At 72.1% G+C, this 18505-nt stretch carries 19 protein-coding genes and 1 tRNA gene; 6 read left to right on the top strand and 14 right to left on the bottom strand.

Annotation, left to right across the window (positions count from 1 at the left end; genetic code table 11):
• Positions 1–125: 125 nt before the first annotated feature.
• The 3 genes from AB0E98_RS26355 to AB0E98_RS26345 all read right to left on the bottom strand — a co-directional run bounded on the left by AB0E98_RS26355 (position 126) and on the right by AB0E98_RS26345 (position 2762).
• Positions 126–1463 (bottom strand): LCP family protein, encoded by a 1338-nt coding sequence (locus AB0E98_RS26355; RefSeq protein WP_361707061.1) that lies wholly within the window; start codon positions 1461–1463, stop codon positions 126–128.
• Entirely contained in the window at positions 1456–2007 is a 552-nt protein-coding gene (locus AB0E98_RS26350) for a DUF6542 domain-containing protein (protein ID WP_361707059.1), read from the bottom strand. Before AB0E98_RS26350 ends, AB0E98_RS26355 begins: the two co-directional genes overlap by 8 nt.
• 104 nt (positions 2008–2111) lie before the next feature.
• Positions 2112–2762, bottom strand: a complete 651-nt coding sequence (locus AB0E98_RS26345) for a CatB-related O-acetyltransferase (protein ID WP_361707056.1) — start codon at positions 2760–2762, stop codon at positions 2112–2114.
• 234 nt (positions 2763–2996) lie between these two features.
• On the opposite strand from AB0E98_RS26345, the gene AB0E98_RS26340 reads away from it, so the two are divergent.
• On the top strand, positions 2997–3293 hold the full coding sequence (locus AB0E98_RS26340; protein ID WP_361707053.1) for a hypothetical protein: 297 nt from the start codon (positions 2997–2999) through the stop codon (positions 3291–3293).
• Here AB0E98_RS26340 and AB0E98_RS26335 read toward each other — a convergent pair.
• Positions 3272–3661 carry a helix-turn-helix domain-containing protein gene (locus AB0E98_RS26335; RefSeq protein WP_361707051.1) on the bottom strand — a complete coding sequence of 130 codons (390 nt, stop codon included), beginning with the start codon at positions 3659–3661 and terminating at the stop codon, positions 3272–3274. The genes AB0E98_RS26340 and AB0E98_RS26335 overlap by 22 nt on opposite strands.
• A gap of 95 nt (positions 3662–3756) precedes the next feature.
• Between AB0E98_RS26335 and AB0E98_RS26330 the strand changes: the two genes are divergently transcribed.
• The gene (locus AB0E98_RS26330; RefSeq protein ID WP_361707048.1) at positions 3757–5310 is read left to right on the top strand and encodes an MFS transporter; all 1554 of its coding nucleotides are present in this window, start codon (positions 3757–3759) and stop codon (positions 5308–5310) included.
• Positions 5311–5413: 103 nt separating this feature from the next.
• Here AB0E98_RS26330 and AB0E98_RS26325 read toward each other — a convergent pair whose 3' ends face one another.
• Positions 5414–6337: a LysR substrate-binding domain-containing protein gene (locus AB0E98_RS26325; RefSeq protein ID WP_361707045.1), complete on the bottom strand. Its 924-nt coding sequence runs from the start codon at positions 6335–6337 to the stop codon at positions 5414–5416.
• A gap of 71 nt (positions 6338–6408) precedes the next feature.
• On the opposite strand from AB0E98_RS26325, the gene AB0E98_RS26320 reads away from it, so the two are divergent.
• Positions 6409–7023, top strand: coding sequence for a maleylpyruvate isomerase family mycothiol-dependent enzyme (locus AB0E98_RS26320; RefSeq protein WP_361707042.1), 615 nt, complete (start codon positions 6409–6411; stop codon positions 7021–7023).
• Positions 7024–7241: 218 nt separating this feature from the next.
• The gene (locus AB0E98_RS26315) at positions 7242–7916 is read left to right on the top strand and encodes a hypothetical protein (RefSeq protein ID WP_361707040.1); all 675 of its coding nucleotides are present in this window, start codon (positions 7242–7244) and stop codon (positions 7914–7916) included.
• A gap of 108 nt (positions 7917–8024) precedes the next feature.
• On the opposite strand, the gene AB0E98_RS26310 is transcribed toward AB0E98_RS26315, so the two are convergent.
• The 3 genes from AB0E98_RS26310 to AB0E98_RS26300 form a co-directional block, all read right to left on the bottom strand.
• Positions 8025–8633 carry an RICIN domain-containing protein gene (locus AB0E98_RS26310; protein WP_361707037.1) on the bottom strand — a complete coding sequence of 203 codons (609 nt, stop codon included), beginning with the start codon at positions 8631–8633 and terminating at the stop codon, positions 8025–8027.
• Between the two features lie 98 nt (positions 8634–8731).
• The gene (locus AB0E98_RS26305; RefSeq protein WP_361707033.1) at positions 8732–10144 is read right to left on the bottom strand and encodes an MFS transporter; all 1413 of its coding nucleotides are present in this window, start codon (positions 10142–10144) and stop codon (positions 8732–8734) included.
• 83 nt (positions 10145–10227) lie between these two features.
• Positions 10228–11622, bottom strand: a complete 1395-nt coding sequence (locus tag AB0E98_RS26300) for a tetratricopeptide repeat protein (RefSeq protein WP_361707030.1) — start codon at positions 11620–11622, stop codon at positions 10228–10230.
• A gap of 208 nt (positions 11623–11830) precedes the next feature.
• On the opposite strand from AB0E98_RS26300, the gene AB0E98_RS26295 reads away from it, so the two are divergent.
• Positions 11831–13342: an LCP family protein gene (locus AB0E98_RS26295; RefSeq protein ID WP_361707027.1), complete on the top strand. Its 1512-nt coding sequence runs from the start codon at positions 11831–11833 to the stop codon at positions 13340–13342.
• Positions 13343–13497: 155 nt separating this feature from the next.
• Positions 13498–13785 carry a hypothetical protein gene (locus tag AB0E98_RS26290; RefSeq protein ID WP_361707024.1) on the top strand — a complete coding sequence of 96 codons (288 nt, stop codon included), beginning with the start codon at positions 13498–13500 and terminating at the stop codon, positions 13783–13785.
• Between the two features lie 27 nt (positions 13786–13812).
• Here the strand turns inward: AB0E98_RS26290 and AB0E98_RS26285 are convergent, their stop codons facing one another.
• The 6 genes from AB0E98_RS26285 to AB0E98_RS26260 form a co-directional block, all read right to left on the bottom strand.
• Positions 13813–14847 (bottom strand): hypothetical protein, encoded by a 1035-nt coding sequence (locus tag AB0E98_RS26285; RefSeq protein ID WP_361707022.1) that lies wholly within the window; start codon positions 14845–14847, stop codon positions 13813–13815.
• A 202-nt stretch (positions 14848–15049) separates the two neighbouring features.
• Entirely contained in the window at positions 15050–15847 is a 798-nt protein-coding gene (locus AB0E98_RS26280) for a CPBP family intramembrane glutamic endopeptidase (protein WP_361707019.1), read from the bottom strand.
• Between the two features lie 82 nt (positions 15848–15929).
• A tRNA-Thr gene (locus AB0E98_RS26275) sits at positions 15930–16002 on the bottom strand.
• A 78-nt stretch (positions 16003–16080) separates the two neighbouring features.
• Positions 16081–16512 (bottom strand): hypothetical protein, encoded by a 432-nt coding sequence (locus tag AB0E98_RS26270; RefSeq protein WP_361707017.1) that lies wholly within the window; start codon positions 16510–16512, stop codon positions 16081–16083.
• A gap of 86 nt (positions 16513–16598) precedes the next feature.
• Positions 16599–17243: a CGNR zinc finger domain-containing protein gene (locus AB0E98_RS26265; protein ID WP_361707014.1), complete on the bottom strand. Its 645-nt coding sequence runs from the start codon at positions 17241–17243 to the stop codon at positions 16599–16601.
• Positions 17244–17289: 46 nt separating this feature from the next.
• Positions 17290–18438 carry an NADH:flavin oxidoreductase gene (locus AB0E98_RS26260; protein ID WP_361707011.1) on the bottom strand — a complete coding sequence of 383 codons (1149 nt, stop codon included), beginning with the start codon at positions 18436–18438 and terminating at the stop codon, positions 17290–17292.
• Positions 18439–18505: the final 67 nt, after the last annotated feature.

Genomic DNA, 18505 nt, shown 5'->3' with positions numbered 1-18505 from the left:
TTCCGGCACCCGACCGGACCCGGCATCCGGTAACGCCCCCTATCCACCCCTGACGCGCCCCTGACCCGGGGCCGGGGCCCGACCCTGACGTCCTCTCAGGGGACCCCGACCGTCCTCACGGCACGTCAGTTCACGCAGGGGATACCGCCCTCCTTCACCGACTCACCCGCGAAGCCGCCGGCCGACGCCGACGACTCCGGTCCCGGAGAGGACGGTCCTCCGCCGCTCCCACCCCGCGACGGCGACGGCGGCGGGGAGGAGGGCAAGGAAGACGACGGCGACGAGGACGGGGCAGGCCGGCCGATCTTCGCCTGTACGAGCGCCCGGATCTTGTCCCGGTCGACGAGCTCCACCTCCTCGCGGTTGCGCGTCGCGGATCCCTCGGTCGGCAGGGTGTTGAACTCGACGTTGCCGCCGGTGAGGTTGCCGGCCTGCCGGGCGAAGTCGATCACGTCGAGTTTGCTGTCGACGACCAGGTCCTTCTTCACCACCCCGAACAGGCCCCGCAGCTTGCCCAGGTCGTCGAAGACGCCCTGGGTCTTGAGCTTGTGGGTGACGGAGGAGAGGAACGCCTGCTGCCGGTGGGTCCGGTCCAGATCGCCGCCGTCCAGCCCGTGCCGCTGGCGGACGAAGGCCAGCGCCTGTTTGGGGTTCAGCTCCTGGAGGCCGGCGGGGAAGTCGGCGCCGGAGTAGCGGTCGCGCACCGGGTGTTTCAGGCAGACCTGGATCGGCTGGAGCACCTTGGCGATGTCGTAGAAGCCCAGCAGGTTGACCTCGGCGAAGTGGTCGATCGGCACTCCGAGGAAGTTCTGCACGGTGGCCAGGGTCGCCTCCCGGCCGGCCTCCCGGCTCCCCGCCTCCAGATCGCCGCCGCGTACGCCGTCGCGGTAGAGCCGCTCCCGGGCGCCGGTGTAGGCGTTGGAGTACGCCTCCTTGATCTTGAAGTGTCCCTGGGAGGAACCGTCGCCGTTGAAGGTCTGGACGTAGTCGTCGCGGGGGATGGAGAACGCCTGGACCTTTCCGCCGTCGGCGGGGATGTGCATCAGGATCAGGGTGTTGGTGTTGTAGTAACCGATGTCGCTCGACCCCGCGTGCAACTGGTCCTGGACGAACTCCTTCGGCAGGTCGTTGCCGTTCATGTCCTTGCGGGAGTCGAGGCCTATCAGCAGCAGGTTGACCGAGTTGTCGAGGTGTCTCGGCGCGTTCCGCCCGACCCTGTCGAGGGCGTCGGAGGTGTTCAGGCCGTTGGTGATCCAGCGGTACGCGGCCCAGGAGACCCCGCTGGTCGCCAGGACGGCGGCGGAGGCGAGGCCCACGACGACCCGCGCGGTGACGACCGTGCGGGGAGTGCGCCTGCCAACCCGATGCCGCGGCGCCCCGCCCCGGGCGGGGCCACCGGCCGAGGACAGCTCATCCGCCCTGTCGACGCCGTGCCGTGCGGCGGCGTCCTGCTCCTCACGCACCGTTCCTCCTCGTGCTCCGCCGGGACCGGATCCACCGCGCGGCCAGCACGACGAGGAGGGCGGCCTCGGCCGCCGCCATCGCCGGGAAGGCGTCGACGGCGCAGTGCACCACCGCGGTCGCGATCCCCTTGCCGTGACCGTCCGCCGTGCCGCCGCCCAGCCCCTCGGCGACCGCCGTGATCGGCGCGACCACCAGCGGCGGGGCGTACGCCACCCACCAGGCGCCCGCCCGTGAGCAGGTCATGGCCGCCAGAACCGCGGCGCCGACCGCTGCGGCCACGAAGGCCCGGCCGGGCGCGGAACCGGTCAGCCCGTCCACGGCGATCCCGGCCACCGGCAGCACCAGGGCGGCCAGAGCGATCAGGGCCGCCCCGCGGGGCCGCGTCCGCGATCTGCCGCGTCTCCTGCCGTGCGCGGCCGCCGCCCGGCCCCGGGGGGCCGGCACCCGCCGCGCCCCCTCGACGTGGGGGCGCGGCGTGGCCGGGTCGGGCGAGGGCCTCGCGCTGCCGCGCGATGGGGTGGCCCGTTGGTCTGCCGTGGGCATTCCGGATTGCATAGTTGCGCAATATAGCAAGTATGGGTGCCGCAGGAGCGCATCGGTTCCTGGTGGAAGCGATGCCCCCGCGTTCCCCGCGTCCCGCGCCCGCGTCACATGGGGCTGAGGTCCGGGACGGCCGCCTCCAGGTCGTCGATGCTCCCCGACATGATCGTCCGCACATGCTCGGTGATGTGCTCGGCGGGCCAGTCCCACCAGGCCACCGCCAGCAGGCGGGCGACGTCCTCGGCGCCGTAACGGGTGCGGACGAGGCGGGCCGGGTTGCCGCCGACGATCCCGTAGTCGGGTACGTCCGCGGTGACCACGGCACCGGATCCGATGATCGCGCCGTGGCCGATCCGTACGCCGGGCATCACCGTCACGCCGTAACCGAACCACACGTCGTTGCCCACGACCGTGTCCCCTCGATCCGGTAGCCCGGTGAGCAGATCGAAGTGCTCGGCCCAGGAGCCGCCCATGGTCGGGAAGGGGAAGGTGGAGGGGCCGTCCATGCGGTGGTTGGCGCCGTTCATGATGAACCGCACACCCGTGCCCAGCGCGCAGAACTTACCGATGACCAGCTTCTCCGGACCGTAGTGGTAGAGCACGTTGCGCGTCTCGAACGCGGTCGCGTCGTCCGGGTCGTCGTAGTAGGAGTACTCCCCCACCTCGATCAGCGGGGACTTCACCAGCGGCTTGAGCAGCACCACCCGCGGCTGACCAGGCATCGGATGGAGCACGGTCGGATCTGCGGCGACAGGCATGGCAGGGGGGTCCTCATGGGTTGCGGGGCGGTGGTTCCATTTCATGCTCGCAAACACTTCGCCGTCCGGGAAAGAGGTTTACCGTCCGGCCGGCATACTCACAGCATGGCGGCACGAAATGCTCGTGGCCCGCATCGGCGAGGGGCTGACCGCCGAGGAGTCGGCCGCCCGGCATGAGCGGGGCGTGGCTCCATCGGGTGGGCCGCCCGGTCGCCGGTTCCGGCCGAGGAGGCGGTGAACGGGGAAACGGCTCTCGCCCGGCCGGCCGAGCGGCTCGCCGGCGGCGGGGCCGACAGCGGGCACTGCGCGGGCCGCGGCCGGGGTCTCCTGGTCACCGACGGCTCACGCACCCGGGCCGTCCTCGCGCGGCACGCGGTCGATCCCGAGCCGGAACGGCGGTTGCCGGCCGCCGTGGCGGAGAGGGAGCTGACCTGGCATGACATCCCCTTCACCCCGCTCGATGTCGCGGCGCTGGTGCTGCGGCACCGGTGGGCATGGGAGCTGGGCCCCTACCGGCCGCGTTCCGCGTGAGGCGAGCCGGACTCCGCCTGCTCCGCGCCGCCCTGCTCCCCGCGCGTCGCGCGATACCAGCGCCCCCAGACGTCGAGCTGGTTCGCGATGGCGTCCAGGCTCCGGCCCGTCTCGGTGAGCGTGTAGTCCACGCGTGGCGGCACCTCGCGGTGGACGGTCCGCGTGACCAGCCCGTCCGCCTCCAGCTCCCGCAACTGACGTGTGAGCATCCGCTGGGTGATCCGCGGCAACGCGCGCTTGAGCTCGCTGAACCTCATGGTGCCGTCCAGCAGTTTCTTGAGGATCGCCAGTTTCCAGCGGCCGCCGAGCACTTCCATCGCCGCCTCGACGTCGCAGTACTCCGGAGTGTCCTCGATGTCGCCCCGCACGGAGCCCACCTCCCCAACTCGGTATACAGAATGGCACTATGGCACATTCATGACCGTACTTGTCCTGTGCGTCAGTAGCGGCCCATAGTGCCGTCATGCCCCGAAGCGAGACGCCGACACGTACGAATCCCCCAACGGCCAAGGATCAGCCCTTCCCGCCCGCACGGCGCTGGGCGGTCCTGGCCGTGCTCTCCACCAGCCTGCTGCTCTGCGGCATCGATCTGACCGTGCTCCATGTGTCCGTGCCGAGCATGACGAGGGACCTGCATCCCAGCGCGGTGGAACTGCTGTGGATCGTCGACGTGTACTCCCTGACGCTGGCCTCCCTGCTCGTGACGTGCGGGACGCTGGGCGACCGCATCGGCCGCAAGCGCATGGTGCTGAGCGGTTTCGCGGTCTTCGGACTGGCGTCCGCCTGTGCCGCGTTCTCCGCGACCACGCCCCAGCTCATCGCCGCGCGCGTGGGGCTCGGGGCCGGCGCCGCGATGATCATGGCGTCCACCGTCGCCGTGATCCGCGTCGTCTTCACCGACGACCGGGAGCGCGCCGTCGCCATCGGCGTCTGGACCGCGGCGCACAGCGTGGGAGCGACCGTGGGGCCGCTGGTGGGCGGGCTCGTGACCGAACGGTGGGGGTGGGGAGCCGTCTTCCTCGTCAACGTCCCCATCGTGCTGGTCATCCTCGTCATCGGCGCGCGTGTCGTCCCCGAGTCGAGGAATCCCGCGCCCCGCCGCTGGGACCTGGCCAGCGTGGCCCTGTCGGTCGTGGGCCTTGCGGGGGTCGTGTACGCGCTCAAGCGCGCCGGCGAGCATCTGACGGTCGACGCCTCCGTCGTCGTCACCGCCGCGGTCGGCGCCGGTCTGCTGGTGCTCTTCGTACGGCGTCAGCGGCGCCTGGCCGAACCGCTCCTTGACGTCGCCCTGTTCAACGACCGCCGCTTCTCCACCTCGACCGTTTGCGTGATCAGCTGCTTCGGCTCCTACGTCGCCCTGCTGTTCTTCCTCACCCAGTGGCTCCAGCAGGTCGGGGGCCACTCACCGCTGAGCGCCGGGCTCGCCCTCGTGCCCCTGGCCGCCACCAACGCGGTGGGAGCCGCGACCGCGCCCTGGCTCTCGGCGCGCTGGGGCAACCGCTGGTCGCTCACCGGCGCCCTCATCGCCTGCGCCGCCGCCTTCGCCCTGCTCGCCCTGATCGGTGACGCCGGCCACTACGCCACCCTCGTCGGCACGATGCTCATCGCCGGCTACGGGGCCGGTGTCGTGATGACGCTCGGCGCCGACTCCATCATGGGGGCGGCCTCCCCCGAACGGTCGGGTGAGGCCGCCGCGATCCAGGAGACGTCCTTCGAGCTCGGCGCCGGCCTGGGCGTGGCCGTACTCGGCACCGTCCTCGCCGCCGCCTACCGCACGGGCCTCCCCGGCCTCCCCGCGCTGGGCCCGGACGACCGGTCCACCGTCGAGCAGTCCTTCGGCGGGGCCGAGGACGTCGCCGACCGTGTCGGCACGGCGGCCGCCCGGCAGGTCATGTCGGCCGCCCGGCACGCCTACGACCACGGGTTCACGGCCGTGGCCGCGGTCGCCGCCGCGGGGCTCGCCCTCACCGCTCTGCTCGCGGCCCTCGTACTGCGCCCGCGCGGGACGGACCGCTAGGCGGGACGGACCGCTGGCAGCGGGCCGAGGACGGCACGCGCCCCGCCCGTCCAACGGTCACCCGACGGACTCCTCAAGCGGGCGCGGCCGGGCTCACGGACCTTCAGTCCTGTGCGGACCGGGCCGGTGGGAAGGCCTGTCGCATGCGCGCGAGGAGGGCCTTGGCCGCCGGGGCGGCCGGGCCGTCCGCCGGCCAGGCGAGGGCGACCCGGCCACGGAGGCGAGGGGCGGTGACGGGGAGGGTGCGCAGGCCCAGCGCCGCGGCACCCTCGGGCGGCAGCTCGGGGAGGATGGCCACCCCGAGGCCAACGGCGGCGAGCCGGGCCAGCAGCTTCGGCGCGGCACCCTCGAAGGCTATGCGAGGCTTGAACCCGGCCTGCTCACAAGCGTGTTCGAGCACTCCGCGCAGGCCTGTGCCACGTGGCAGGCTGATCAGCGAACGGCCGGCGAGCGCGCTCAGCGGGAGCGCGGCGCGGCCGAACCGTGAGAGCAGCGGATCGTCCGGGGCCATGGCGGCGACCAGCGGGGTGTCGACGACGACCTGGAGACCGATGCCCGGCAGGTGGTCCTCACCGACGAGGCCGACGACGGCGAGGTCGAGTTCGCCGAGGCGCAGGGCCGCGAGCATCCGCTCGGAGGTGTCCTCGGTGAGCGCTATCTCGACCCGTGGGTGGTCCTCGTGGAAGTCGGCCAGCACGGTGGCCACGTCGAAACCGTCGGCGACCGCGCCCGACACGAACCCGATGGTGACCTGCCCCCGTATGAGCCCGGTGAACTCGTCCACCGTCTGCCGCAGCCCCTCGACGGCCGCGAGTGCCGCCCGGGCGTAGGGAAGGACCGCCTCACCCACGGCGGTCGTGGTCACGGTGCCGCCGGAGCGGTCCAGCAGGGCCTGCCCGAGCTCTCGTTCCAGCTGCCGGATCTGAGCGCTCACTCCCGGCTGGGCGAGGTGGAGACGGGCGGCGGCGCGGGTGAAGTTGGCCTCCTCGACGACGGTGAGGAAGTACTTCAGCTGGCGGAGCTCCATAAGCAGGGATTCTAGTAGCGAGAAATACCGGCTCTTGGACTTCTGGCAAGCGTTCGATCAGGCTGGTGGCCATGGAGAGTGCGACGGTGGATGTTCGTGCGGCGATAGCGTCGGAACGGCGTGAACTCGCCGATGTCCTCGACAGCTTGACCGAGGCCCAGTGGGACGCGCCGTCCCTGTGCGCGGGGTGGCGGGTACGGGAGGTCGCCGCCCACATGAGCCAGGGGTTCCGGTACTCGTTCGGCAGGACGGCGCTGGAACTCGCCCGGGCGGGCGGCAACCTCCACAGGATGACGGACCGGCTCGCGCGCCGCGACGCCGCGGCCCTGTCCCGGCGCGAGATCGCCCAGGCGCTGCGGGAGAACGCCCACCACCCCTGGAAGCCCCCGGTGGGCGGGCTGCCGGCGGCGCTCGGGCACGACGTGGTCCACGGCCTGGACATCACCGTCCCCCTCGGCCTGGGACGCCGGGTCCCCGAGGAGCGCCTGCGGATCGTGTTCCGGACCGTTCAGCCGAGCACGCTCCGGTTCTTCAAGGCGAGGCTCGAAGGCGTCGAGCTTCGCGCCACCGATCTGGAGTGGTCGTACGGCTCGGGCAGGGCGCTGGCGGGACCCGCCCAGGAGCTCCTGCTGCTCGCGTACGGGCGTGAACTCCCGGCGGGCCGCGCGACGGCGCCCCTGAGCTGAACGGCCTTGCCCGAGCGCCTACATGGCCGCCCCCTGTGATTGACAGCCCGTCACTTTCCCTTGTCACCCGGGGCGATGGAAGCCCTCAAGAAGGGTGGGTGAATGCCGTAAAGGTGACGCATCACATTTAACCCGTCACCCTTCCCCCGGTCGGCAGTTAACTCGAAGTGAAAGTACGCCGGTCATACGTGCGCCGGCGTCGACTGGAGGGGAATCCTGTGGGCATCATCCAGCGGGTCGCCGCGGCCGCCACGCTCGCCATCACCGCCATCGGAGTGGGTTGCGGGACCGCCTCGGCCGCTTCGGCGGATTCGGGGCACGGCGAGGGTTACACGAACATCTACTGCAACAACCCGTACAACGCCAGCCTGGTCGACGCCTCCGGAGGAACCGCGGTGGTGCGGCAGGCGCAGGACCTCCTGGGTGTCGGTGTGGGCGGTGACGGGACGGGCGGCTCCGGCGCCGGTGGCACCGGCTCGGGCGGCAACGCCTCCAGCGGTGACGCCAGCGGCGGGTCGGCCGGGGCCGGCGGTGGCGGCAGCGTCTTCGGCGGCGGCAGCCCGGACGCCACGGGCGGCAGCGGCACCAGCGGCCCCGCCTCGGGCGGACCCGGCACGGGCGGTCGCGGCACCGGCGGCCCGGGCAGCGGTGGCTCCGGCTCGACCAACGGCGCCCAGCACCAGGGGGCGACGGCCAACGGCGGCAAGGGCGGCACGGCGGACCTCTCCAACGTGCAGCAGGCCAACCACAACCGTTGCGGGCAGATCTCGGAGTCCCAGGTCAGCACCACGGTCGACAAGAGCACCACGATCGACAACAGCACGTCGGTCGACAAGTCCGTCAGGACGAACAACCAGCGCTACGACCGTGTCGGCCGGCACCCGCAGCACTGAAGCGCGCTGAGACGCTGAGACACAGCCGGCCGAGCTGACGGGCCGGTAGCGAGCCCTCGGGGGGTGTTCCGCCGTGACGAACACGGCGGAACACCCCTGCCCTCGTGATCAGGCGGGGTCGGGACGCCACCACTGCTGGGACTGGAAGTTCTTGGCCCACAGCTGCGCACGGGCACCGTTGCCGGGCACGTTGGTGTCCCGGTCCAGGACGGTGTTGCCGTTGTTGTAGAACAGGTCGTTGTAGATCGCGAGGTCGTTCCGGAACGTGAACCACCGCTGTTGTGCCGTTCCGTTGCACTGCCACAGCTGCACCTTGGTGCCGTTGCGGCCGCCGCCGTTGGTGTCGGCGTCGAGGCACATGCCCCGGAACCGGGCGCTCTCCATCGCCCCGTCGTCCCAGGAGATCCACGCCTGCTGGGAACTGCCGTTGCATGCCCAGACCTGCACCTTGGTGCCGTTGCCGCCCGCGTTGGCGTCCGCGTCCAGGCACTGGCCGGGAGTCCGCCCGTAGAGGCTGGCGATCCTGACGACCCCCGCCTGGACCCGTTCCCCGAGGGTACGGGCGCCCTGGTGGGCTCTCTGGAGCGAGGTCGCGGCAGCGGTGCCGGCGTTCGTCGGTCTTGTCTCACGGGGGGTGGCCGAGGCCGTGGCCAGGCCCGTGCCGGTGAGCAGCGCCGTCGTCAGCGCAAGACCGGTCGTGACGCGTCGAGGTGACATGGACGATCCCCTTCCTGATTCCGCCATGAACGCGCTTCATGTCGTGGTCATGACTAGCCCTGCCGACAGCGGTCGTCCATACACGGAACCGGCCACCCCTACTGCCCCACCAGCACCGTTGACGCCCCGGCCAGAGCAGCGGCCGCGGCGAGGGTGAGAACGGGGAGCGGGGGCAGGACCGATCCCGCGCCGCGGCCGTCGCCCAGTTCGAGGGTGAGGGTGACGACGGCGATACCGAGGGCGGTGCCCAGGGCCCGGGCCGTGTTGACCATGCCGCCGCCCGTGCCGGACAGCCGACGTGGCACGGCCCGCATCAGGGTTTCGTTGTTGGACGGGGTGAACAGGCCGAGCCCCAGGCCCAGCACGGCGAGCCAGCAGATCAGCCACCGGTCCGCCGGGCAGGCGAACGCCAGTCCCATCAGCCCCGCCATGGACAGCGCGGCCCCGGCCAGGGCGCGGCGGCGGCCGTTCCACCGCCGGGGAAGCAGGTGTTCCTGAAGGTTGGAGGCGAGCGCGAACGCGGCGGGCAGGGCGCCGAGCAGCAGGCCGGCCCGCATCTCGCCCTCCCCGCGCCGCGTCAGCACCAGGGGGACGAGCACCAGCGGTCCGAACAGGACGAGGTACCCGGCCAGGGCCCCCACCAGCCCCCATCCGATCCGCCGGTCCCGGAGCAGCGACAGCGGCACCAAGGGCTCGGGGGCGTGTGCCTCGCGCCGCGCGAAACCCCAGGACGCCGCCGCCGACACCGCGAGCAGCACCACGCCGGACCAGCCCGGCAGCGGCGTCCCGGAGAACACCGAGACCCCGCCCAGCAACGCGGCCGACGCCACCGCGAGCCAGGCCGTCCCCCGCAGATCGAAACGGGCGCCGCCGGCCCGTTCGACCGTACGGGGCAGCAGGTAGCGGCCGAGCAGCGTCGCCAGGACGCCGACCGGCACGTTGATCCAGAACACCCAGCGCCAGCCCACCGCCGACACCAGCACCCCGCCCAGCGTCGGCCCGGCCGCCAGGCCCAGCGCCTGCCCTCCCGCCTGCATGCCCAGCGCGGTGCGCAGCTTCTCGCGCGGGGCCACCAGGCTGACCAGGGCCACGCTGTTGCCCGCGAGCATCGCCGCCCCCAGCGCCTGTACGGCGCGGAAGCACACCAGCGCCGTCAGGTCCGGGGCCAGGGAGCAGGCGGCGGAGGAGAGCGCGAACAGGCCGAAGCCGTAGAGGTAGACCAGTTTGCGGCCCACCACGTCCGACACATGGCCGACCGCGACCAGCACCGCCGCCGTGACCAGCATGTACACCAGGGACACCCACTGCACGGCGGCCAGCCGTTCGCCGAACTCCCGCTCCAGGCTCGGGTAGGTGAGGGTGACGATGCTCGCGTCCAGCTGGCTCATGAAGCCGCCGAAACAGACCGTCAGCACCGCCAACTGCCAGGAGACGGGCGACTCCCGCACCCATCGCGGCCGCGCGCGCTCACGCGGTACCCGCGTGCTCCATCCCGTGGGCCGGTCGTCCATGGAGAACACTGTCGGCGCGGGCGGACGAGAACACAGGGCCGGGCGCACACACGGGTGCCGGGTTCACCGGATCGGCGCAGATGTCAGCCGTGGCCGGCAGGGTTTCCGGATCGGTCCGTGCGTGAGGCGGCCGCCGTCGCCCGGGCGAGGCGGGCGCGGGCCTTGAGGTCGTAGGGGCACTGGGGGCGGAGGCCGGCGCGTTCGCTCAGCAGGGTGCGGGCCAGGTCGTGGCGTCCGGCCCGCAGGGCTGCTTCGACCAGGGTCTTCTGGAGGGCGTCGCGCTGGGCGTGGCTGCCGCCGAAGTCATGGAAGCGGCGCCGCAGCGGAAGCAGCTCGTCGACGGCGTCGGCGTAGCGTCGTTGCCCGTACGCCACGAGGGCGCGGCAGGCCGGGAGCCCGATCTCGGCGGTCATCGCGACGTTGGACACGCCCGCCCCGGTGCCGGTCCCCTCCAGCCAGGTCCGCCGGTCGCGGATGAGGCGTTCGGCGTCGGACAGGCGATCGGCGCCGACGTAGGCCATGACGGCGTGGACGTCGTTGAAGGCGTAGTACGGGCCGTCGTGCCGTGCGGCCCAGGCGTCGGCCAGTGCGGGCCAGCGTTCGCCCGTGTCGATGCCCGCCAGGTACAGCCGCCAGAGCAGCGCGGCGGCGTCCAGGAGTTCCATCGCGCCCCCGGCGGAGCCGTCGTGGCGGAGGGCGGCGTCGTGGACGGCCAGGACGTCGTCCGTGCGGCCGGTTTCGAGGACGTAGAGGGCGTAGTGCCACCAGTTGTGCACGGTGAGGTAGTTGCCGGTCGACCAGTCGCCCGTACGGGTGTCGAGGAAGCGGATGCCGTCCTCGTACCGGCCCTGCATCTCGTAGGAGTGCACCACGGCGTGGATGCCCCACACGTCGCGCGGGTTGCGTTCGACGGCTTCCAGGCCCACGCGCTCGGCGCGGGTGTAGTGGCCCGCCTCCTCCAGGCCGAACGCGTACATGCCCTGGAGGAGTCCGTAGTGGGGATCGTGCTCGTCCCAGGCGGACAGCGCGCCGCCGATCCGGTCGCGCAGCAGCGCGGCGTTGCCGGTGAAGAAGTCGGTCTGGTGTCCGACGGCCAGGGCGAGGGCGTCCTTCGGGTACGCCACGACGAGCTCGGCGAGGAGGCGGCCGGCCTCGTGGAAGTCGCCGCCCAGCCAGGAGGAGGCCGCCTCGACGTGCATGCGTTCACGCGGTGTCAGCTCGGCGACCGGTACGTCCTTCCGGTAGGCGGCGAACGCCGTGGCCGCCTCGGCCGCGTCCTTCTCCTCCGTGCCCAGCAGTCCCCGGTACGCCCGGAGGACGTTGCCCATGGCGGAACGGGGTGAGGCGTCGAGCATCGCGCCGGTCTCCGCGGCCGTCTCCTCGCGGAAGAAGAGGAGGCTGTCCAGCGCCTTCTCGTAGTACCGCACCGCTTCGGCGCCGGTGTGCGTCATCGTGTGGGCGTGCCGGTCCGTGGCCACTCGTCGTCCTTCCGCCGGGTCACCTCATCCGGTCGGGATCCCTGCCCCGCCCCGGAGCGGTGGACACAAGCGTCCTTCCTCCCTTGGCGGGATTCCTGGAACCCGCAGGCCACGACCTCCCCAACCCTTGCTACATTGCGCAACTGTACAACTGACGAGTGGGGCGAGCCGGCCGTTCCCCGGTAGCCACGCGGACGAAAGCGCACATATGACAGGCACATCGGTGGCTCCTCGGCGTCAGAGCCGGCAGGCCATCCGCATCCGGGAGCGCCGTCGCGGCCGGGTGCGGGTCATCACCGCCATATCGGCGTCCACGGTCGTGCTGATGGTGGCCGCCGGGGGCTGGCTCTACTACGAGTTCAACGGCAACATCGACAGCTTCGGCGCGGAGGGCCTGTCGAAGAACCGGCCCGCCGCCGGGTTCGGCGGCCAGAACGTCCTGGTCATCGGGTCGGACTCACGCTCCGGGGACAACGCGCGGATGGGTGGCGGAGGCGACGACTTCGGCCGCTCGGACACCGCCTTCCTCCTGCACGTCTACGGCGACCAGAAGCACGCCGTCGCGGTCTCCATCCCCCGTGACACGCTGGTCGACATCCCCTCGTGCCGGCACCCCGACGGCACATGGACGGCTCCCCAGAGCAATGCGATGTTCAACTCGGCCTTCTCGGTCGGGCGTACCGCGAAGGGCAACCCCGCCTGTACGCAGAACACGGTGGAGAAGCTGACCGGCCTTCGCGTCGACCACGCGGTCGTCGTGGACTTCGTGGGGTTCTCGAAGATGACGTCCGCCGTCGGCGGCGTGAACGTCTGCCTGCCCAACGACGTCTACCAGGGCGACCTCAACCCCAACCTCGGCTCGAAGGGCCGGCTGATCTTCCCCAAGGGCCCCCGGACGGTCTCCGGCCAGGAGGCGCTGGACTATGTGCGGCTGCGGCACGGCATAGGGGACGGTTCCGACATCGGCCGCATCAAGCGGCAGCAGGCGTTCGTCGCGAGCCTCATCAAGAAGGTGAAGGGCCAGGGTTTCAACCCCACCACCCTGCTGCCGCTGGCGGACGCGGCCACCAAGTCCATGACGGTCGACCCCGGCCTCGACTCGGCCCGCAAACTGCTCTCCTTCGCGATGTCGTTGAAGGACGTCGACCTCCACAACACCAAGTTCGTCACGCTCCCCTGGCAGTACCAGGGCAACCGGGTCGCGATCGTCCACCCCGACGCGGACGCCCTCTGGGAGGCGATCAGGAACGACCGCACCATCGACGGCCAGAACGCGCGCGGCGAGCAGGACGACAAACCGCCCGCGCCGGCCACCACCGCCCCCTCCCCCGTGTCCGGCTCGGGCATCGACGTGGCCGTGCACAACGGCACCACGACGCCGGGCCTGGCCGCCCGCGCCGCCGAGACGCTGAAGGGCAGCGGGTTCACCGTCACCGGAACCGCGAACAGCCGCTCCCACCAGGGGACGGCCACGGTCATCAGCTACGGACCCGGGCAGCACGGCCACGCCCAGACCGTCGCCCGCCTGTTCCCCGGAGCCGAACTTCGCCCCTCCGGCACACCGGGCGTCATCGTTATCCTGGGCCAGGCGTACGCGGCCGCCCCGACCCCGGCCGAGCCGACGACGCCGGCCCCGGCGCCCACGGCCGTGCCCACCCAGGTGGCCGGCACCGCCCGGTCGGCGGACGACGACGTGTGCTCCAACCTGTCCTACGGGTGACCGGTCGGCCGGAGCCGAACACCCAGACAGGATTGCGAAGTTGCGCAAGCGGGCAAGTGTTGTGCGCCGGGCACGCGAACGCACGAAGGGGGCGGCAATTGGCGCAGGGCAGGACGACATCGACAGGCGGTACCGACTTACGCCTCGGGGCGGTCGTGTCCGAGATCGAGGGTCTGTACACCGCCCTCCACAGCACACCCGTCGGGCCGCGCCGGGACCGGATCCTCGCCGACCTGGCCCAGGCGGGCCGACGCCTCACCGCCCTCGCTCTCGATCCGGGGCGCGGCCGGGGCGGCGTACCGCCCCGCTCCCGCTGGGAGCGGCGGCGTCATCTCGCCGCGCGCGGAGCCGAATTGATCTCGGCGTTCCTCACGGGATGGGCCGAGGGCAGGCGGTCCGGCGAGCAGGAGGCGACGCGAACGCCGGAGAGCCGCCACGGCTAGGGCCGGTACGGTCCCCGGCGCCGGCGCTCACACGCCGTCGTCCGGACGGATGTGCCGGGCGGCGGTCAGCTGTGCCACCGTGGCGGTCGTCAGCTCGGTGACGAGCACGCTGTTCGCGAGCGGCAGCAGGCGATGCGCCTTGCACATCTGCGTCGGCAGCGCTACGTACTCCTCCTCGACGATCCGCGTCCACGACGAGTCGAACCGCACCCGGATGATGAGATCCCGTGCGTCGTCGGAGACGATCGACGACGCCAGCAGCCACAACACGGGCTCTCGTCCGCGCCCCAAGGCCAGGTGCAGCAGCGACGCCGAGCGGCCCTGCGGGGCGCGCAGCCGGTGCCAGGTTGTCCGGCCGTCCTCGTCGATCCGGCCGAACGTGCCGGTCCCGGCCTGGTCCGTGCCGAGCAGCACCACCCAGACCCCGCCGGCTCCGCCGATCAGCCCGACCGGGGTGCTGCCCCGTTCGGCGGGAATCGGCGTCTGTGAGGTGCGTCCGCTCCGCGGATCGATCCGCAGCACCGTGCTCGCGCTGTCCTGGCTGACGTAGAAGTCGCCGCTGTCGGGGTGCCGGGCGGCGAAGATGGGGTGCGGTTTCGCCTCGAACAGCCGGAACCGTTCCGGGCGGGTGTGATCCAGGGCCAGGACCTGGTCGCTCCCCTTCAACGTCACCCACAGCGTGTCGCCGTACTCGTTGACGTAGTGCGGGCCCCGGCCACCGCCGGGGATGCCGATCTCCCGCTCGACGCGCGGCGCGGCATCGAGCCCGTCCGCCCTCGGGTCGACCAGCAGCAGCCGGTTCCCGCCCTCGTGGGTGGCCCAGATCCGTCCGGGGTGGCGCTCCGACACCGCCAGCCCGTGCAGCATCGCGTCCTTCGGCCCCAGCGCGAACGCCTTGACGCCGGTCACCCGCTCGGTACGCGGGTCCAGGGCCAGCTTCACCAGATGACTGTCGGACATCTGCGACACCAGTGCCATCGGCTTGTCCGGCACCTTGACGATCTCGTGTGTCTCCTCGGCGGGTGGCAACCCGTACTCGACCACCGACCGCCGGGGCGACACCCCCTCACTCCCCGCCGGCCCGGCGGCCGCGCTCCCCCACGTCCCCGGCAGCGCCCCGGCCACCATCAGGCTCCCCAGCGAAACAAGTCGGCTCTGAAACGTGCGGCGGTCCAACCGGCCCTCCCGAATGCGCGCGCGACTTCCCGACGACGGGTCCATGGAAGCGGCATCGCCCGACAATCAGATGGCGATTTTGACGGATTCATCCGTGTGGGCGACGGGATGGCCATTTCTCGTCCCTGGCCAGGCGAACGAGGGCGATGACGCCGAGGAGCCAGAAGGCCAGCCCCAGCAGGGGTCTCAGTACGGTCGGCAGGTAGTCGGCGTGGGCCGAGTTGTAGACGAAGTGGGCCAGCATGAAGGGCCATACGATCCCGGTCCGCCGGTAGACGAGGACGTATCCGCCCATCCAGATCAGGCAGAGGGCGAACGCGCCGTACCCGTAGTAGAGGTGGAAGGGGACCCGCAGGGCGATCAGTACCGCGAGCTGTGCCCACCACGACCAGCGGAGCCGTGTCATCACCGCCATGGGCAGGGCGAGCAGGAGGGTCTCCTCGACGAGGGCGCTGTGGAGGTTGGCCAGCAGTTGCTCACCGGCACTGGTGCGGCCGGCCGGGGCGTATCCGGGTGACGGGAAGAGCCGCATCGCCTCGAAGCCGATCCACATGCCGAGGTAGGCCACCCCGGCGGCGCCGAGCCCGCCGTACGGGAAACGGCGGCGGGGGCGTGCCACCAGGCCCAGGTCGGCGGTGCCGTGGCCGAGCCACCGGTGGGCGAGCGCCATCGCGACGGCGGCGACCAGGAAGCCCGCCTTCATGCCGGGGAGGTGGCGAACGGCCCAATCGGGGAGATCGATGCGCCCGGTCAGCAGGATCTGTACGGCGACGGCGCTCGACAGCCCGAAGGCGAGCAGGAAACCGGCGACGACCAGGCACCAGTCACGGGCGGCGCGGGGTGCCCGCGTACCCCGGGCGCGGGAAGCGGATGAAGGGGGACCCATGCTTACCTCGTTCCGCGGGAGCGGGGATCGCCACCGCTACGCGGAAGGCCTCCACCGCATCGGTGGAGGCCTTCCGTTACAGAGCCCCAAAACGGAATCGAACCGTTGACCTTCTCCTTACCATGGAGACGCTCTGCCGACTGAGCTATTGGGGCCGGCGACGAGAAGAAGCATACCCCATGGTCAGACGGGCTTTTTGGCGCCCGGAGGAGCCGCGCCGGGCGGTCGTCGCGCTACCGCCGCACGCGCACGGTGGCCTGCCAGGGGACGACCGCTTGCGAGCACACGTGGCCGGGCTGATCGGCGACACACCTCAGCCGGGAGTCCAGGGTGGTCGTCCCGTCCGCCTGGGCGTGGAAGACGGCCGTGGTGTCGCCGTTCGGGGCCGTACCGACGGCGCCGCGGCGCAGCACGGCGCCGTCGGCGGCCGTGGGCACGCTCCACGTCCAGGTCGAGTCGGGCGTCCGCTCCCCCGAGAGCCGGACGGTGATCTCGTCGCCCTTGTGCACCGCGAGGGACTGTCTGTTGTCCTGGTTGGTGAGGCTCAGATGCCTGTGCTTCGGGGGCTTCGGGGCCGCGGACGGCGTCATCGCGGACGCCAGGGGCGCGGCGGTCAGGGCAAGGGCCGCGGTCAGGGCCGCCGCCAGCAGCCGGGTTCTCGTCATCGCTCCACCTCGTGGCCGGTCGGATCGGGTCCGGGGGCCAGCCTTCCCGCTTACCGCCGCGCACGGGTGCGGACCCGCCGTGAAGCTCACCGGTGTGGGTGACGTGCGCCCGGCGCCTCCTTCGCCTCCGGCCCGGCTTCCCGGGCCCGTCGGCGGGCCCGGCAGGCACGCAGATTGGCCGCGTTGCCACAGGACTTGACCTCGTGCCAGACACCGCTGTTGTTGCGCGAACGGTCGTAGAAGGCGACCCGGCAGCGCGGGGCACGGCAGGTCTTGAGGCGGCCCCACGTACCGTCCCGCTGCGCTTCGAAGACCGCCACCAGAACGAGGGCGGCCAGGAGCCGCCGGCCCGAGCCGCACGGCTCCAGGCGGACGACGCCGTCCTCACCGAGCCGCAGCGCCGCCGAGCCGCGGTGCGGGACCGCCGCGCGGAGGCCCGCACCGGGCCCGTCCCCGGCACCTTCCGTGATCAGCCGCCGCAGGTCGTCACGGAACGCCCGCAGCTTCTCGGCCTCCTCGGCGTCGAGGCGCACCGGGGGCACCGGCTGCCCGGTGACGGCCGCCCACCGCGCGACGGCCGCGTCGGCCCACGCCCGCGCGTCGTCGGGGGCGGCGAGGAGGTCCACGGAGCCGGGCGCCTCGACGGCGGCCGTGTTGAGCAGGTCCTGGACGAAGCCGAGGCCGCCGGGAGCCGCTTCCAGGCCGTAACGTGCCGTCGCGGGCCAGGTCATCGTGTGAACCGTCCTTCCGGGAAGCCGGTGCGCCGGGGGCGCCGGGTCAGACCAGTGTGCCGAGCTGCGCCACGTCGTAGGGAACGGCCTCGTGGAGCCGGTCCGTGAGGGCCTTGGCGGGCCACTCGGCGTCGGAGATGAGGGCCCGGCCGATGGCGACGGCGTCGAACTCGTCGCGCTCGAGGCGGTCCAGGAGCGGCTCGATGCCGGTCACTCCCGCGTGGTCGGGTCCGCCGCTGCGCACGCCCCTGAACTCCTGGTCCAGGCCCACCGAGCCGACGGTGATGGTGGGCTTGCCGGTGAGCTTCTTCGTCCAGCCCGCGAAGTTCAGGTCGCTGTCCTCGAATTCGGGCAGCCAGTAGCGCCGGGTGGAGGCGTGGAAGGCGTCCACGCCCGCCGCCGCGAGAGGGGCGAGCAGCCGCTCGAGCTCCTGCGGGGTCTCGGCGATCCGGGCGTCGTAGTGTTCGGCCTTCCACTGCGAGAGGCGGAGGACGACGGGGAAGCCGGGCGAGACGGCGGCGCGCACCGCAGCGACGATCTCGGACGCGAAGCGGGCGCGGGAGGCCTGGTCGCCGCCGTAGGCGTCGGTGCGCTTGTTGGTGCCGCGCCAGAGGAAGGTGTCGATCAGGTAGCCGTGGGCGCCGTGGAGCTCGACGCCGTCGAAACCGGCGCGTTCGGCATCGGCGGCGGCCCGCGCGAAGGCTCCGACCACCGCGTCGATGTCGGCCTGCGTCATCTCCTTGCCGTGCGGGCGGCCGTCGAGGTCGGTCCCGGACGGGGTGTCGGCCGGTACGCCCAGCGGTGCGGCGCCGTCGGGGCGCGCCACGCCGGTGTGCCACAGCTGGGGCATGATGCGGCCGCCGGCCTCGTGCACCCACTCGGCCACCCGGGCCCAGCCCGCCAGGGCCTCCTCGCCGTGGAAGTGGGGCACGCTGTCGTAGGCCGCGGCGGCGTCGCGGGCCACGTACGTGCCTTCGGTGATGATCAGGCCCACGCCGCCGGCCGCCCGCCGGGCGTAATACGCGGCGACGTCCTCACCCGGCACGCCGCCCGGCGAGAAGCGTCGCGTCATAGGTGCCATCACCATGCGGTTGGCCAGGGTGACATCGCCCAGGGAGAGGGGGCGGCCCAGCAGGCGCGCGGCGCGCGAGGGCAGCTCGGTCGCGCCGGAGGTGGTGGGTGTCGTCGTGGTCATGGGGGGATCGTCCTCCACTCGGTACGTCACATCGATGACATAGGCGTAACCAGTGTTGGTTGTGTCG

Origin of the sequence: Streptomyces sp. NPDC037389 (genome assembly GCF_040636475.1) — a bacterium.
GTDB classification, from domain to species: Bacteria; Actinomycetota; Actinomycetes; order Streptomycetales; family Streptomycetaceae; genus Streptomyces; species Streptomyces hesseae.
The sequence above is the reverse complement of the archived record's forward strand: the minus strand, read 5'-3'. Positions and strand labels throughout refer to the sequence as shown.

Excerpts from the sequence above, each read along its gene's own strand:
- AB0E98_RS26350 (WP_361707059.1), bottom strand. The coding sequence starts at position 2,007 with ATGCCCACGGCAGACCAACGGGCCACCCCATCGCGCGGCAGCGCGAGG.
- AB0E98_RS26345 (WP_361707056.1), bottom strand. The coding sequence starts at position 2,762 with ATGCCTGTCGCCGCAGATCCGACCGTGCTCCATCCGATGCCTGGTCAG.
- AB0E98_RS26330 (WP_361707048.1), top strand. The coding sequence starts at position 3,757 with ATGCCCCGAAGCGAGACGCCGACACGTACGAATCCCCCAACGGCCAAG.
- AB0E98_RS26325 (WP_361707045.1), bottom strand. The coding sequence starts at position 6,337 with ATGGAGCTCCGCCAGCTGAAGTACTTCCTCACCGTCGTCGAGGAGGCC.
- AB0E98_RS26320 (WP_361707042.1), top strand. The coding sequence starts at position 6,409 with ATGGAGAGTGCGACGGTGGATGTTCGTGCGGCGATAGCGTCGGAACGG.
- AB0E98_RS26310 (WP_361707037.1), bottom strand. The coding sequence starts at position 8,633 with ATGTCACCTCGACGCGTCACGACCGGTCTTGCGCTGACGACGGCGCTG.
- AB0E98_RS26305 (WP_361707033.1), bottom strand. The coding sequence starts at position 10,144 with ATGGACGACCGGCCCACGGGATGGAGCACGCGGGTACCGCGTGAGCGC.
- AB0E98_RS26295 (WP_361707027.1), top strand. The coding sequence starts at position 11,831 with ATGACAGGCACATCGGTGGCTCCTCGGCGTCAGAGCCGGCAGGCCATC.
- AB0E98_RS26280 (WP_361707019.1), bottom strand. The coding sequence starts at position 15,847 with ATGGGTCCCCCTTCATCCGCTTCCCGCGCCCGGGGTACGCGGGCACCC.
- AB0E98_RS26270 (WP_361707017.1), bottom strand. The coding sequence starts at position 16,512 with ATGACGAGAACCCGGCTGCTGGCGGCGGCCCTGACCGCGGCCCTTGCC.
- AB0E98_RS26265 (WP_361707014.1), bottom strand. The coding sequence starts at position 17,243 with ATGACCTGGCCCGCGACGGCACGTTACGGCCTGGAAGCGGCTCCCGGC.
- AB0E98_RS26260 (WP_361707011.1), bottom strand. The coding sequence starts at position 18,438 with ATGACCACGACGACACCCACCACCTCCGGCGCGACCGAGCTGCCCTCG.